The following is a 12,947-nucleotide window of genomic DNA, read 5'->3' on the forward strand; positions in this document are numbered from 1 at the left end:
AGGAAAACCATGTCCAAGAAATTACTGTGCGCCGCCGTCTGCAGTGCTGTTTTGATGCCTGCCATGGCCGCCGCGCCCGCGACAGCGCCGCTGAATGTCGGTTTTGTTTACATCAGCCCCATCGGCGACGCGGGCTGGACCACTCAGCATGACCAGGCGCGCAAGGAAATGGAAAAGGCGCTGGGCAACAAGATCACCACCAAGTTTGTGGAAAACGTGCCGGAAAGCGCCGATGCGGAAAGGGTGATCCGTGACCTGGCGCAAACGGGCAGCAAGCTGGTCATCACGACCTCGTTCGGTTACATGAATCCCACCTTGAAAGTGGCGAAGCAATTTCCTAATGTGAAGTTCATCCACCTGACTGGCTACAAGACGGCCGTCAACGTGGCCAACACCAACGCCCGTTTCTACGAAGGCCGCTACCTGGCCGGCGTGTTGGCAGGCAAGATGAGCAAGACGCATGTGGCCGGTTATGTGGCGGCGTTTCCCATTCCGGAAGTGTTGCAGGGCGTCAACGCCTTCACGCGCGGCATGCGCAGCGTCGACCCCAAGGCGGAAGTGAAAGTGGTGTGGGTAAATAGCTGGTTCGACCCGGGCAAGGAACGCGACGCGGCCATCACCCTGATCGGCCAGGGCGCCGACGTGGTCACCCACCACACGGACTCGACCGCCGTGGTGCAGGCGGCGGAAGAGAAGGGCAAGTATGCGATCGCCTACCACTCGGACATGAAAAAGTACGGGCCGAAGGCGCAACTGGCCGCCGTCACCCACCATTGGGGCGAGTACTATACGAAGCAGGCACAGGCCGTGCTGGACGGTACGTGGAAGTCCAGCAGCACCTGGGGCGGCATCAAGGATGGCATGGTCAAGCTGGAAGGCATCAACGCCGCCGTGCCCGCCGATGTGAAACAGTTTGTATTGGCTCGCGAGAAAGAATTGGTTGCTGGCAAGCTCAATCCTTTCAGCGCGCCGATCAAGGATAACGATGGCAAGGTGCGCCTGGAGAAAGGCGTGCTGGACGATGCGGCGCTGACGAAGATGGATTATTTTGTCGAAGGCGTGGCAGGGAAAGTTTCCGGAAAGTAATAGGTTTGAGTTTGAACTTGCTGTAATATTGCCGGAAACGGGAGCAAGGCCGGGGATACATGCGCATTCCCGGCCCATCCACATAGCAGAGCCTGCATAGGCCCGTACCGGAGATCGACTCATGGACAGACTGGAAGTATTCAAGATTATCGCGCTGCAAGCGAGCAAGGGCGAGCTGACGTTCCCCGCCAACGTCAAGGCCACCTTGAAGCTGCAGGAAGCGCTGGACGACCCCGATTGCCATATCGAGGCGGCCGCCCGCATGGTCATGGCCGAGCCGCTGCTGTCGGCGCGGGTCGTGGCCTTGGCCAACTCGGCCGCCTACAACCGTTCCGGCAATGAAATCGCCAATGTGCGCGCAGCCGTCTCGCGCCTGGGCTTTGCCACATTAAAGTCGATGGTGGCGTCCGTCATCGTGCGCCAGCTGGGCAGCCAGATTACTGACCCGCAATTGCGCGCCAAGGGGGCCAAGCTGTGGGAGCACACGGCCCACGTGGCGGCATTGAGCCAGGTCATCGCGCGGAAAGTCACGCATGTGGACGTGGAAACGGCCATGTTCGCCGCCATCGTGCACGAGGTGGGCGGCTTTTATCTGCTGTCGCGCGCCGAGGAATATCCGGGCTTGCTCGACGACAACACGGAAGACTGGATCGAATACGGCGAAAAACTGATCGGCCGCGGCGTACTGCGCCAGCTGCAAGTACCGGACATGGTCTTGCAGGCCGTGGAAGGCATGTGGCATGGCGGCAGCCCGTTCCCGCCCCGCACTCTGGGTGCGACCCTGGTGCTGGCCAACGATCTGTCGCCTGTCGGCTCGCCCTTGCACCCGCCGGAAAGCGCCGAGCGGCGCCTGGCAGCGGCGAAGATCGACTTCGGGATTGGTGGCAGCACCCTGCACACGATACTCGAGGAATCGGCCGAAGAGATCGAATCCTTGGCGGCGGCACTGCTGGTCTGACGCTTTTTCCATCGCCTATCCCCGCCCTTGCTGCGGGGATTTTTTTCGTCCGCATTTTGATCCATCTTTCCCCATGGCATACAATCGCCGGCCCGGCTATCCGCCGGCCCGCTTTCCTCCTCTTACCCAAAGGATCTTATGCAGAAGCTGTTTTCTTCCCTCGCCTTGACTGCGCTGGCGTTTTCCGCGCACGCCGCTACCGGTTTGCCCGTGGTACAGGAAGCGCCGCTGCGCGCCCACCTGGCCTTCCTGTCCAACGATTTATTGGAAGGCCGGGGCACGGGTCAACGGGGCGCCGACCTGACGGTGGCGTATCTGGAAACCCAGGCGCAGATGGCCGGACTGGAACCCGTGCGCGGCAACAGCTACCGCCAGAGCGTGCAAATCGCCGGCGTGAAGTCGCTGCCTGCCGCGAGCAGCCTGCAGGTGGTAGCGGGCGGCAAGGGCGTGCCGCTGGCGTTCGGCCCGGACTGGGTCTGGGCCACGGGCGAATCCGTTGCCGCACACACCTTCGATGCGCCGCTGGTGTTTGTCGGTTACGGCATCACGGCGCCGGAAGAAGGCTGGAACGATTTCAAGGGCGTCGATGTCAAAAACAAGATCGTCGTCATGATGGTCAACGACCCGCAGCCGACCACCGCCGAGCCGAACCGCTTTGCCGGCAAGGCGCTGACTTATTACGGTCGTTGGACGTACAAATTCGAGGAAGCCAGGCGCCAGGGCGCCGCTGGCGTATTGCTGATCCACACGAAACCGTCGGCTTCGTACGACTGGAGCGTGGTGCAGAATAGCTGGAGCGGCAGCGAGCGCTTCCAGCTGGCGGATCGCACTGCCGGCACTCCCCTGCAGGGCTGGATTGCGGAAGACGCGGCGCGTCGCTTGTTTGCGGCCGGTGGCCAGGACCTGGACGCCTTGCGCGCGCAAGCGGAAAGCAAGGATTTCAAGGCCGTCGCCTTGAACGCCAAGTTGTCGGGCGACATGAAGTCCATCGTGCGCAAGGTGGAACAATTCAATATCGCCGGCATGGTGCCAGGCACCGACCCGGCATTGAAGGATGAAGCCGTCATCTACAGCGGCCACTGGGACCACCTTGGCAAGCAAGGTGACAGCGGAGACACGATTTACAACGGCGCCGTCGACAATGCCTCGGGCACGGCCGGCTTGCTGGCCATGGCGCAGGAAGCCGTGAAAAATCCGGCGAAGCGCACGCAGATTTTCCTGTGGGTGGCGGCCGAAGAGCAGGGTTTATTGGGCAGCGCCGCCTACGCGGCCGACCCGCTGTGGCCTTTGAACAAGACGGCGGCCGCGCTGAACCTCGATAGCTTGAATTTCGTGGGTGCCACGCATGATATCGGCGCGCAGGGCAGCGAGCGCACGGAGCTGGGTGCGATGGCAGCGGCGACCGCCAAAGCCATGGGCATGCACATTGCTGCCGCGCGTCCCGACCTGGCCGGTGGTTATTTCCGCAGCGACCATTTTAGTTTTGCCAAGGCGGGCGTGCCCGCGTTTTCCATCAATGGCGGACGCGAGTACATCAAGGACGTGGCAGAGTCGAAAGCCAAGGCGGCCGCCTACGGCCCCCGCTACCATCAAGTCACCGATGAGTACGATGCCAGCTGGGATTTGTCGGGCATGACGCAGCAGGCGCAATTCACGCTGAACCTGGGGCAAGCCGTGGCCAACGCGGCGAAAATGCCGGCCTGGAAGGCCGGCGATGCGTTCGGCAAGGCGCGCGCGCAGGCTGCAAAGTAAGGGGTGGTTTGTGCCAACAATGTTGGCGCCACAGCGCCGGATCAAGCCGTCCGTTCCAGCCGCCGTTGTGTATGCCTGTACTTGCTCCACACGATCAGCAGCAACAGCGGCATGGCGCCGCCCACCATGCACAGGGCGGGCCAGCCGCCAGCGGCGAAGCTGGCGCTGGCCAGCGCCGAGCCGGCCGAGGCGCCGATGAAGCCGCCTGCGATGAACACGGTGGTGACTCTTGCCCGCGCATGCGGCGCCAATTTATATATGATGGACTGGTGCGTCACTTGCAGGCCCATCACTCCCATGTCCAGCAGGACGATGCCGATCAACAGCAGCACCAGCGAATGGGCGCCGAAGCCGATCAGGGCCCAGCCCGCGATGGAGGCGACGGCCAGCAGCCAAGTGGCCTGCCGTGCATAGCCGCGGTCGGCCATGCGGCCCGCCGTATTCGCGGCAAAGGCGCCCGTGGCGCCGGCCAGGCCGAATAGACCGATCTGCATTTCCGAATAGTGGTAGGGCGCGCCGCTGAGCAAGAAGGTCAGGCCCGTCCAGAACACGCTGAAAGTGCCCAGGCCCAGGCCCGAGAACAGGGCGCGCTGGCGCAGCAAGGGTTCCTGGCGGATGATGTCGGCCAAGGAGGCCATCAGCTTGCCGTATTGCAGCTTGCCACGCGGCGCCTCGTTTGGCAGGATGCGGCGCAGCATGACGAGCAGGGCCGCCACGACGATGGCGGCCAGTACGTAGACGCTACGCCAGCCGCCGCTGATCTGCGACACCGTGCCGGAGACGGTACGCGCCAGCAAGATCCCCAGCAACAAGCCCGTCATGACGGTGCCCACCATGCGGCCCCGGCTATGGTCGGGCGCATACGAGGCCACCATGGCCGTCACCACCATCAAGGCGCTGGCCGTGATTCCCATCAAGACGCTGGCGATGGCAAAGACGATGATGTTCTGGCTGGTGGCGGCCAGCAGCAGGGCGCCGATCTTGGCGATCAGCATCCATGTCAGCAACTGGCGGCGGTTCAGCACGTCGCTGAGGGGCACCAGAAACACGATGCCTAGCACATAGCCGATCTGCGTGGCCGTGACCAGGTAGCCCGCTTGCGGCACGCTCACGCCAAACGAGGCGGCCAGCATCGAGGTGAGCGGCTGCACGTAGTACAGGCTGGCGACGAGCACACCGGCGGACAGGGCGAACAACAGGATGCGGGTGGAACTCAGCAGGGTGCTGGCGTCGATATGCGAGGGTGCGGATTTCATGCGATACAACTTTCTTGGAATGACGCTTTTGGATCAGCATGATAGCGGGGCTATGCATTTCCTGCCGGACAGGGCCGATTTTGCGGCTGTAACGTAGACAAGATGCAGGCAAAAAAATCCCGGCGATCGATGCCGACGGCCGGGAAAAGGGTATATGGGGATATACCGAGGGAGGAAGTTAAAACGTGTTCTAAACTTACTGCGCGTCGTTAGTCGCGGCCTGCGATGCTCACTGTGCACCCGCACAGTTCCGCTTCTCGTCCACAACTCACTTCCGCTCGCGACAGTTTAGAAAACGTTTTTATGACCGCTTGCCAGCTCCGCATGCACCTGCGCCGTGATTTCATACGAGCGCAGGCGGTGCTGGTGCTCGAAGATCTGCGAGGTGATCATCAGTTCGTCGGCGCCCGTCTCGGCAATGAAGGCGGCCATCTTGGCCTTGACGGTGTCCGGCGCGCCGATGGCCGTGCAGGACAGGACGGAGTCGAGCATGGCGCGTTCCTGCGGGCCCAATTGCTCCAGATAACCGGGCACGGGCGGCTGCAGGCGCGACGGGCGTCCCGTGCGCAGGTTGACGAACGCCTGCTGCATCGAGGTGGCGCGCAGATGTGCCTCGGCATCCGTGTCGGCGGCGAACACATTAAAGCCCAGCATCACGTACGGTTTGGCCAATTGTTTGGAAGGCTTGAAGTGTTCGCGGTAATACGCCACCGCTTGCAGCATCATCTGCGGCGCGAAGTGCGAGGCGAACGCATACGGCAAGCCCAGGTGGGCAGCCAGCTGGGCGCCGAACAGGCTCGACCCCAGTATCCACACGGGCACTTTCGCGCCCTTGCCGGGCACGGCAAGCACGCGCTGGCGCGGCTCGTCGGACATGTAGTCGATCAATTCCAGCACGTCCTGCGGAAACTGTTCCGCGTCGGACTGCAAGTCGCGGCGCAGCGCGCGCGCCGTGGTCTGGTCGGAGCCGGGCGCGCGGCCCAGGCCCAGGTCGATGCGGCCCGGGTGCAGCGCTTCCAGCGTGCCGAACTGTTCCGCGATGACCAGCGGCGAATGGTTCGGCAGCATGACGCCGCCCGCACCCACGCGGATGGTTGTCGTGCCGGCCGCCACATGGGCGATGACGACGGCCGTGGCGGCGCTGGCGATGCCGGGCATGCCGTGGTGTTCGGCCAGCCAGTAGCGGTTGTAGCCCCAGCGTTCACCGTGCTGCGCCAGGTCGAGCGTGTTCTTGAACGACTGGCTGGCGTTGCTGCCTTCGGCGATGGGCGCGAGGTCGAGTATGGAAAATGGAATCATGGTAGCGATATCGGGACGTGGTGGAAAATCACAATGGACGATTTGTCTATCCCCTGACGCTGGCAGGGTCACGCATGACGGCATGGCGGGGAAGACAGGCTGGACACATGATAATGCGAATCGGGAATTTGCGTACTGATCGGTAAAAAACTCGGTAGGCGATGAACGCGATCCAGGATAAACATGTACCGCTGAGCAAGTGCATCGCGCTGTATGTGTACAAGTCTGAGGCAGGGACTGGGAAGCGTTGCAACCGTTCCTGAAAACCCATGCGCCGCCGCAGGTGAACATCAGCATCGATGCGCAATACCCGCTGGTGCCGGCAGCCCTGCAGGTGCAGATCGGCGATGTACACGGGCATGCCGAACACGGGTTCACCACGGAAAAGCAGCTGCTGCTGCATCTGCAAATGTACACGGCTGTCTTGATCGAACTGGCGAAATAGCCGCTTGTAAAAATGGACGGAAGTCATAGACTGCAAGCCTGAGACGAATCCGGGCGCCGAACTTTTCATGCGCATGCGGGTCAGACGTTTCCATATAGGAAGGGAGCAGTTATGCATGAGCAACAGGAGGCCCGGCTGGCGCCAGGCAGGGCAGGCGGGGTGGTGCCGCGCCTGAACCCGGACGAGGGGCGGCCATGAACTGGCCGCTGGAACTGGAAGTGGCGCACAAGCTGGCGCAGATGCGGGGCTGGCTGGAGCAGGAACGTGCCGGTGCCGTGCGCCTGCGCGGCGTGGACTGGTTTGCGTGGGCCACGGCGGGCGCGTCGAACAGCCATAGCCATACGGCCGAGTGCGGTTGCGCGGAAGTGCTGGTGACGCGCGACGCGGCCTACATCCTGACGGACGAAGCCGAAGCCATGCGCATGCGCGAGGAAGAAGTGCGCGGACCATGGACGTGGCAAGTATCGCCTTGGATGCAGCCGCAGCTGTATGAGTTGCGCGAGCATTTCGTGCAGCATGCGGCCGGTGGTGCGCCTGTCTTGTCTGACCGGCCAGGCTTGCACGAACGCAGCCTGCCCGTGGCCCTGCGCGAAGAGCGGCTGGTGCTGCTGGAATCGGAGCAGCAGCGCTATCGCCAGGTGGGGCAGCTGGCTGCCGGCGCGGCCGCCGATGCGCTGCGCCAGGCCCGCCCCGACTGGAGCGAGCAGGAACTGGCTGCCGCCTGCGTGCGCGCGCTGTGGCTGCGGGGCTTGCAGGCCGTGCATGTGCTGGTCAGCGGCGCGGAGCGCCAACAGCGGTATCGGCGCGCGCCGCCGGCCCAGCTGGTGCTGGGCACGCAAGCCGTACTGGCCCTGTGCGCGCGGCGTTTCGGCCTGTGCGCCAGCCTCACTCGTCAACGCCGCTTCGGCCCGGCGCAGCATCGCGCCGATGGCGCGGCGGTGGCCATGGACGATGCCGATGCCGCCATGCTGGCGCTGGAAGCGGTGGCGCTCGACGCTTGCGAAACGGGCCACGCGCTGAGCATGGTGTATCACGCGCTCGACAGCGCCTACGCGTATGCCGGCCAGCCCGATACGGTGCGTACCAGCCGGCAAGGAGGCATCCATGGCTACCTGGCGCCCGAAGTGGCGGCCGGCGCGCACACGGAAATCATCCTCAAGCGAGGCATGGCGCTGGCCTTCCACCCCAGCCTGCCAGGCAGCACGGTGGAAGACACCTTTCTGCTCGACGGCAACCAATTGCACAACCTGACGCATGACCCGGCCTGGCCCTCGGCCATGGTGCAGGGGCGCAGTCGCCCGCTGACCCTGGCCTTGGCCTGATGCGGCCCTGTGCAGTAGCTATTGGCAGGGATCGGCAAGCCCCGGTAAGCCCCGGCACCTGTCAATAGCGCTGCAGCACGCCTTGTTGCACGCTGACCCGGTCGCCAATCTGGAAGACGGGCGGGGTATTTTGCATGAAGGTGCGCGTCGTGCCGTCGTCCAGGCGCAAGGTGACGCGGTACAGCATATTGCCCGCCGCACCCGAGGTGCTGCCAGCGGTACCCGATGTACCCGCCTGCATGTCGGCACTGCCTTGATCCATGCCACGCGGTACGGTCACTATCGACTGCACCGTCGCTGAATTGATGTTCATGCCGGACTGATCCGTATCGCTGCGCATGCTGCTGGCCGGCATGCTGCTTTGCAGCGTCGTGCCGGCCGGTACGGCGTAGGTTTCGCCGCTATTGCTGCGCGCCACGCTGGTACTGTCCGTGGAATGACAGGCCACCAGCAAGGTACAGGCCAGGCCGGCCAGCAGCAGGGTTTTTTTCGATCTCATCTTGGTCTCCTCATGGTCGAACACTCAGGATCGGTACCCGCGATGATGCGGATAGCAGCGATTGCTGCATGTAAGAGCATGGCGGCGCGGGGATGTTCTGCAACCGTCATGAGCGATTGAGCTAGATCAAGTGTCTAATTGCCGTGCTTGGTATAAACGATGCTGGTAATCACTAGGTCGTGCGCCCGCACGTTTCCTCACTGTTGAATCGGGAGAAAAAATGTCATCTGGTCCTACCGCAAAACTGATCAATGAACTGGTGCTGGCCGTCGGCGGCACCGCGCGCGATGCCCGTGCGCGCCATGTACTGGCGCAGGCCTTGCATGGCCTGGTGCGGCTGGCGCGCTCGGAACAGTTGCTGGACATGCAGCGCGATGCGGCACGCGCCATGGGGGCCGGCAGCCGGCGCGAGACGCGTGCCCTGATGCGGCGCCTGGGCACGGGCAGCCAGGGGCAGTTGCCGCTGGCATTGCAGGATAGCGAAGCGGACCGCGCCTGACGGGCGGTCATGCCGCATTCAGGCATTCGGTTGCGGCGTTCCCTTGCCGAGGGCAGAGGCGACCATTTTGGGCCAGAGGAAACACAGCGGCAGGCAGACCGCCGCCGCGGCCGTGATATCGACCACCCAGTCGCTCACGGCGCCACGGCGGTAAGGCAGGAAACTCTGGATGAATTCGTCCAGCGCGCCCATGGCCGCCACCATCAGCACCGACAGCAGCGCCCGGCGCGCCATGCCGCCGTTCGTGCCGCTGAACAGGATCAGGGCCAGCACGCCATAGCCGAAGGAATGCAGTACGCCGCCCGACGCATACTGGCCCACGTCCGCGCGCACGCCCGGGATATCGCCGATCAAAATCACCAGGGCATACAGCAGCAGCGCGGTGCGGTAGCGCAGGCGTGCGTGGCGGTCGGCAAAACAGAGTTCGGGCAATGCTGCAGGCATGATGCGTCAGGATAAATGGAAAGGCAGTCACAATATCATGTGCGTGGCGGGTCACCATGTTTTTGCGCAAGAGCTTAATGGACAGGCAAAAAAAGGCCCGCGGAGACGCGGGCCAAAAACCCAAATGAAATGGGTCAAGAGTGAGAGTTGCTCGGTGCTCACCATGTCGCGCGCCTTGCCGGCGCGCGCCACGATCATGAAAGGGGAGTGGTGTGCCATCGCGGCACACCTGTCTGTAGTCAGGCATATCGGTTGCCTGTACAGCAGATGAAGCAAGTATAGGGGGCGAACATGACGGGCCGATGACACGCCGCAACATTTTTTTTCGACCGGCAGAATGACCGCGAAGATTGGGTGTCATGGCAAGAATGGCCATGTTTCAAGGGCGACAGAAAAAAAAAGCCCGCTGGTGAAAGCGGGCTTAAAACTATTTTCTTGGAGGAGAATAGTGGAGACAGGTGCATTATGCTGCGTCGCACGATATGTGTCTAATTGTCTTTCTAGATATCTATTATGCATTTTTGATATAACTCGCTTGTTTCACTCCTTCACGGGCACCGTATAGTTGAGTGCCATGCGTCCGCCATCGACATAGATGGTCTGGCCCGTCATGTAGGTGGCGTCGTCGCTGGCCAGGAATGCGGCGATACCGGCCACTTCTTCCGGTTCGCCGCAGCGGCCCAAGGGGGTGCGCGACAGGATCGTGTGGCGCGCCTCGGGGCTCGACAGCACCGCCTGCTTGGCCAGTTCCGTCAGGATGGTGCCCGGGCCGATGCCGTTTACGCGCACGCCATGCGAGGCAAGATTCAAGGCCATGACCTTGGTCAGCTGGTTGATGGCGCCTTTCGACACCACGTACGGCACCTGGTTCGGAATCGCCAGCTCCGCATTCACGCTGGACATATTGATGATGCAGCCGCTGTTGCGCTTGACCATCTCGCGCGCCACGGCCTGGCCGCATAGGAACATCGATTTCAGGTTGATGCGCATGACCCGGTCGAAATCGTCTTCGCAGACATCGAGGAAATCGGCCGCGTGCGTCACGCCCGCATTGTTGACGAGGATATCGATGTGGCCGAACTGGGCCAGGGTTTCCTTCAGCATGGCGTCCACGTCCGCCTTCTGGCTGACGTCGGCGCAAAAGAAGCGCGCCTGCGGACCGAGGGCGGCCGCCGCCTGCGCGCCTTCTTCCTTGATGTCGACCAGCATCACCTGCGCCCCTTCGGCGATCAGGCGGGTGGCGCAAGCCAGGCCGATGCCTTGCGTGGCGCCCGTGACGATGGCGGTTTTATTGAGTAGTTTCATGTAATCGCCTCGGCGGGAAGGAATCAGAGGAGGATGGGTTCGTTCGGCAACTGGTTGCCGCGCGTGCCATCGGCGGGGAAGTGGCTTTGCAGCAAGGTATTTAACTGCTGCAAGGCATCGAGTGTGCTGTCGTGGTAATTGCCATCCTTGAAGCCGCCTGTCATGGTGCGGCATACGCCTTGCCACTGTTCCGGCGTGACGCGGCGGCCCACGTTGCGGTCGGCCACGATATCGACCTGGTGTTCGGCCAGGTTGATATAGATCAGCACGCCAACGTTGTCTTCCGTATCCCACACGCCATACTGGGCGAACAGTTCGCGCGCCCGCTCGCGGTTGCTCACGCCCTGGTAGGCCATGCCAGGCGTCAGGGCCGCCTCGACGATCAGGCGCACTTCCGCCTGGTGCATCGCTTCACCGCCGGCAATCGCCGTCTCGATGGCTTTCAGGGTGCGTTCTGGAAACGCCTGGCGCGCCGTCGCGGGCGTGCCGCGCAAATGTTTTAAAGCGCGTCCGCAGCGCTGTCCGAATGTCAGTTGTTTCGTCATTACCAATCTCCCGAGGCGCCGCCGCCGTCAAAACCGCCGCCGCCCCCACCAAAACCGCCGCCGCCACCGCCACCGCCAAAACCACCGCCACCGCCGAAGCCTCCGCCGCCACCGCGGTTGTTCAGCGCCTGGCTCAAAATGCTGCCCAGCACGACACCCGTAGCGCCGCTGGACCAGTTGCTGCCGCGCTGCAGCCTGTTAGGCCCGCCGCGCGAACGGAACACGGTCAGTAGCACAAGAAAGCCGAAGAACAGCAGCGGCAGCCAGAAGGTCAGGCCGCCCGCTTCCACCGTGGCCGGGGCCTTTTGCTGGGCGGGTGCGGGGAATTGCTCCTGGTTCAGCAAGGTGGCAATCGACCCCACGCCGGCGACCAGACCGCCGTAATAATCGTTTTGCTTGAAGTGCGGGGCGATCACGTCTTGCAGGATGCGTTTCGATTGCGCATCCGTCAGCACGCCCTGCACGCCGCGGCCCGCTTCGATGCGCAGGCGGCGCAGCGAGGATGGATTGTCTTTCGCCACCATCAGCAGCACGCCGTCATCGACGCCCTTGCGGCCCAGCTTCCAGGCATCCGTCACGCGGATGCTGTATTGCTCGATGGCTTCCGGTTCCGTGCTCTTGACCAGCAGCACGGCGATCTGGCTGCCCGTCTTGGCTTCGTAATCGGCCAGCACGCCTTCCAGCGCCGCTTTTTGCTTGGCATCGAGCATGCCGGCATTGTCCGTCACGCGCGCGGCCAGCGGCGGCACGGGCTGCAAGCCCTGCGCGCCGGCTGGCGGCATCGTCCACAGCAGCAGCGCCGTCGCCAGCGCCGCGAGGTAGGACCAGGCTTTCATCTTATTTGCCAAAGTTGACGGTCGGTGCGGTCGAGATGGCTTTTTCGTTTTCCACCGTGAACGATGGCTTGACCTTGTAGCCGAAGACCATGGCCGTCAGGTTGTTCGGGAAGCTGCGCGCATGCACGTTGTAATCCTGTACTGCGACGATGTAACGCTGGCGCGCCACGGTGATGCGGTTTTCCGTGCCTTCCAGCTGCGACTGCAAGTCGCGAAAGCTGGTATCGGCCTTCAGGTCCGGGTATTTCTCGGACACTACCATCAGGCGCGACAGGGCCGACGACAGCTGGCCCTGCACTTGCTGGAATTTCTCGAACGCGGCCGGGTCGTTCAGCACTTCTGGCGTGATCTGGAAACTGGTGGCGGCGGCGCGCGCCTTGGTCACCGCTTCCAGCGTTTCGCGCTCGTGCGTGGCATAGCCCTTGACGGTATTGACCAGGTTGGGGATGAGGTCGGCGCGGCGCTGGTACTGGTTGACCACTTCGCCCCAGGCGGCCTTGGTGGCTTCATCCTTGCTCTGGAAGTCGTTGTAGCCGCAGCCCGTCAGGATGCCGGCCAGGACGGTGATGCTCAGCGTCAGGCGCAGCCATTGGGTGAATTGTTTGGTGATTTGCATGATGGTTTCCGTGCAGAGTAAAAGGGATGCGGCAAATATACCTGAAACGGCCTGCAATGTCGGTTTAATCAGCGCCGGCCGCCAG

At 63.0% G+C, this 12,947-nt stretch carries 14 protein-coding genes; 6 read left to right on the forward strand and 8 right to left on the reverse strand.

The genetic code is table 11. The annotated features are described in order from the left end of the window. Positions 1 to 9: 9 nt before the first annotated feature. The 3 genes from CNX70_RS07200 to CNX70_RS07210 all read left to right on the forward strand — a co-directional run bounded on the left by CNX70_RS07200 (position 10) and on the right by CNX70_RS07210 (position 3,796). A complete protein-coding gene (locus tag CNX70_RS07200) occupies positions 10 to 1,086 on the forward strand; it encodes a BMP family ABC transporter substrate-binding protein (protein ID WP_096234143.1) in 1,077 nt (358 codons plus the stop codon). 121 nt (positions 1,087 to 1,207) lie between these two features. Next, entirely contained in the window at positions 1,208 to 2,044 is an 837-nt protein-coding gene (locus tag CNX70_RS07205) for an HDOD domain-containing protein (RefSeq protein ID WP_071079117.1), read from the forward strand. Between the two features lie 138 nt (positions 2,045 to 2,182). After that, positions 2,183 to 3,796 (forward strand): M28 family peptidase, encoded by a 1,614-nt coding sequence (locus tag CNX70_RS07210; protein WP_096234144.1) that lies wholly within the window; start codon positions 2,183 to 2,185, stop codon positions 3,794 to 3,796. Between the two features lie 41 nt (positions 3,797 to 3,837). Here CNX70_RS07210 and CNX70_RS07215 read toward each other — a convergent pair whose 3' ends face one another. Together CNX70_RS07215 and CNX70_RS07220 are read right to left on the reverse strand one after the other, a co-directional pair. Then, positions 3,838 to 5,052 (reverse strand): MFS transporter, encoded by a 1,215-nt coding sequence (locus tag CNX70_RS07215; protein WP_096234145.1) that lies wholly within the window; start codon positions 5,050 to 5,052, stop codon positions 3,838 to 3,840. 288 nt (positions 5,053 to 5,340) lie between these two features. After that, positions 5,341 to 6,351: an LLM class flavin-dependent oxidoreductase gene (locus CNX70_RS07220; RefSeq protein WP_096234146.1), complete on the reverse strand. Its 1,011-nt coding sequence runs from the start codon at positions 6,349 to 6,351 to the stop codon at positions 5,341 to 5,343. A gap of 247 nt (positions 6,352 to 6,598) precedes the next feature. Here CNX70_RS07220 and CNX70_RS07225 point away from each other — a divergent pair, with 247 nt between their 5' ends. Both CNX70_RS07225 and CNX70_RS07230 read left to right on the forward strand, forming a co-directional pair. Continuing rightward, on the forward strand, positions 6,599 to 6,796 hold the full coding sequence (locus tag CNX70_RS07225) for a hypothetical protein (RefSeq protein WP_096234147.1): 198 nt from the start codon (positions 6,599 to 6,601) through the stop codon (positions 6,794 to 6,796). A 194-nt stretch (positions 6,797 to 6,990) separates the two neighbouring features. Then, positions 6,991 to 8,118: a M24 family metallopeptidase gene (locus tag CNX70_RS07230; RefSeq protein ID WP_096234148.1), complete on the forward strand. Its 1,128-nt coding sequence runs from the start codon at positions 6,991 to 6,993 to the stop codon at positions 8,116 to 8,118. A 61-nt stretch (positions 8,119 to 8,179) separates the two neighbouring features. Here the strand turns inward: CNX70_RS07230 and CNX70_RS07235 are convergent, their stop codons facing one another. Continuing rightward, positions 8,180 to 8,617: a hypothetical protein gene (locus tag CNX70_RS07235; RefSeq protein ID WP_096234149.1), complete on the reverse strand. Its 438-nt coding sequence runs from the start codon at positions 8,615 to 8,617 to the stop codon at positions 8,180 to 8,182. A gap of 220 nt (positions 8,618 to 8,837) precedes the next feature. Between CNX70_RS07235 and CNX70_RS07240 the strand changes: the two genes are divergently transcribed. After that, entirely contained in the window at positions 8,838 to 9,116 is a 279-nt protein-coding gene (locus CNX70_RS07240) for a hypothetical protein (protein ID WP_096234150.1), read from the forward strand. An 18-nt stretch (positions 9,117 to 9,134) separates the two neighbouring features. On the opposite strand, the gene CNX70_RS07245 is transcribed toward CNX70_RS07240, so the two are convergent. From CNX70_RS07245 to CNX70_RS07270, 5 genes are all read right to left on the reverse strand, one after another. Then, positions 9,135 to 9,560 (reverse strand): VanZ family protein, encoded by a 426-nt coding sequence (locus CNX70_RS07245; protein WP_244199060.1) that lies wholly within the window; start codon positions 9,558 to 9,560, stop codon positions 9,135 to 9,137. A 540-nt stretch (positions 9,561 to 10,100) separates the two neighbouring features. After that, complete coding sequence (locus tag CNX70_RS07255) at positions 10,101 to 10,865, reverse strand: SDR family NAD(P)-dependent oxidoreductase (RefSeq protein WP_096234152.1); 765 nt, start codon at positions 10,863 to 10,865, stop codon at positions 10,101 to 10,103. Positions 10,866 to 10,888: 23 nt separating this feature from the next. After that, a complete protein-coding gene (locus tag CNX70_RS07260) occupies positions 10,889 to 11,410 on the reverse strand; it encodes a TPM domain-containing protein (protein WP_096234153.1) in 522 nt (173 codons plus the stop codon). Further along, a complete protein-coding gene (locus CNX70_RS28505; protein ID WP_096234154.1) occupies positions 11,410 to 12,246 on the reverse strand; it encodes a TPM domain-containing protein in 837 nt (278 codons plus the stop codon). Before CNX70_RS28505 ends, CNX70_RS07260 begins: the two co-directional genes overlap by 1 nt. Before the next feature lies 1 nt (position 12,247). Continuing rightward, positions 12,248 to 12,862, reverse strand: coding sequence for a LemA family protein (locus tag CNX70_RS07270; protein WP_244199061.1), 615 nt, complete (start codon positions 12,860 to 12,862; stop codon positions 12,248 to 12,250). Positions 12,863 to 12,947 lie beyond the last annotated feature (85 nt).

Source organism: Janthinobacterium svalbardense (assembly GCF_002327145.1).
GTDB classification, from domain to species: domain Bacteria; phylum Pseudomonadota; class Gammaproteobacteria; order Burkholderiales; family Burkholderiaceae_D; genus Janthinobacterium; species Janthinobacterium tructae.

Bases quoted from the DNA above. Each gene is read 5' to 3' on its own strand.
- CNX70_RS07200 (WP_096234143.1), top strand. From the start codon at position 10: ATGTCCAAGAAATTACTGTGCGCCGCCGTCTGCAGTGCTGTTTTGATG.
- CNX70_RS07205 (WP_071079117.1), top strand. From the start codon at position 1,208: ATGGACAGACTGGAAGTATTCAAGATTATCGCGCTGCAAGCGAGCAAG.
- CNX70_RS07210 (WP_096234144.1), top strand. From the start codon at position 2,183: ATGCAGAAGCTGTTTTCTTCCCTCGCCTTGACTGCGCTGGCGTTTTCC.
- CNX70_RS07215 (WP_096234145.1), bottom strand. From the start codon at position 5,052: ATGAAATCCGCACCCTCGCATATCGACGCCAGCACCCTGCTGAGTTCC.
- CNX70_RS07220 (WP_096234146.1), bottom strand. From the start codon at position 6,351: ATGATTCCATTTTCCATACTCGACCTCGCGCCCATCGCCGAAGGCAGC.
- CNX70_RS07230 (WP_096234148.1), top strand. From the start codon at position 6,991: ATGAACTGGCCGCTGGAACTGGAAGTGGCGCACAAGCTGGCGCAGATG.
- CNX70_RS07235 (WP_096234149.1), bottom strand. From the start codon at position 8,617: ATGAGATCGAAAAAAACCCTGCTGCTGGCCGGCCTGGCCTGTACCTTG.
- CNX70_RS07240 (WP_096234150.1), top strand. From the start codon at position 8,838: ATGTCATCTGGTCCTACCGCAAAACTGATCAATGAACTGGTGCTGGCC.
- CNX70_RS07245 (WP_244199060.1), bottom strand. From the start codon at position 9,560: ATGCCTGCAGCATTGCCCGAACTCTGTTTTGCCGACCGCCACGCACGC.
- CNX70_RS07255 (WP_096234152.1), bottom strand. From the start codon at position 10,865: ATGAAACTACTCAATAAAACCGCCATCGTCACGGGCGCCACGCAAGGC.
- CNX70_RS07260 (WP_096234153.1), bottom strand. From the start codon at position 11,410: ATGACGAAACAACTGACATTCGGACAGCGCTGCGGACGCGCTTTAAAA.
- CNX70_RS28505 (WP_096234154.1), bottom strand. From the start codon at position 12,246: ATGAAAGCCTGGTCCTACCTCGCGGCGCTGGCGACGGCGCTGCTGCTG.
- CNX70_RS07270 (WP_244199061.1), bottom strand. From the start codon at position 12,862: ATGCAAATCACCAAACAATTCACCCAATGGCTGCGCCTGACGCTGAGC.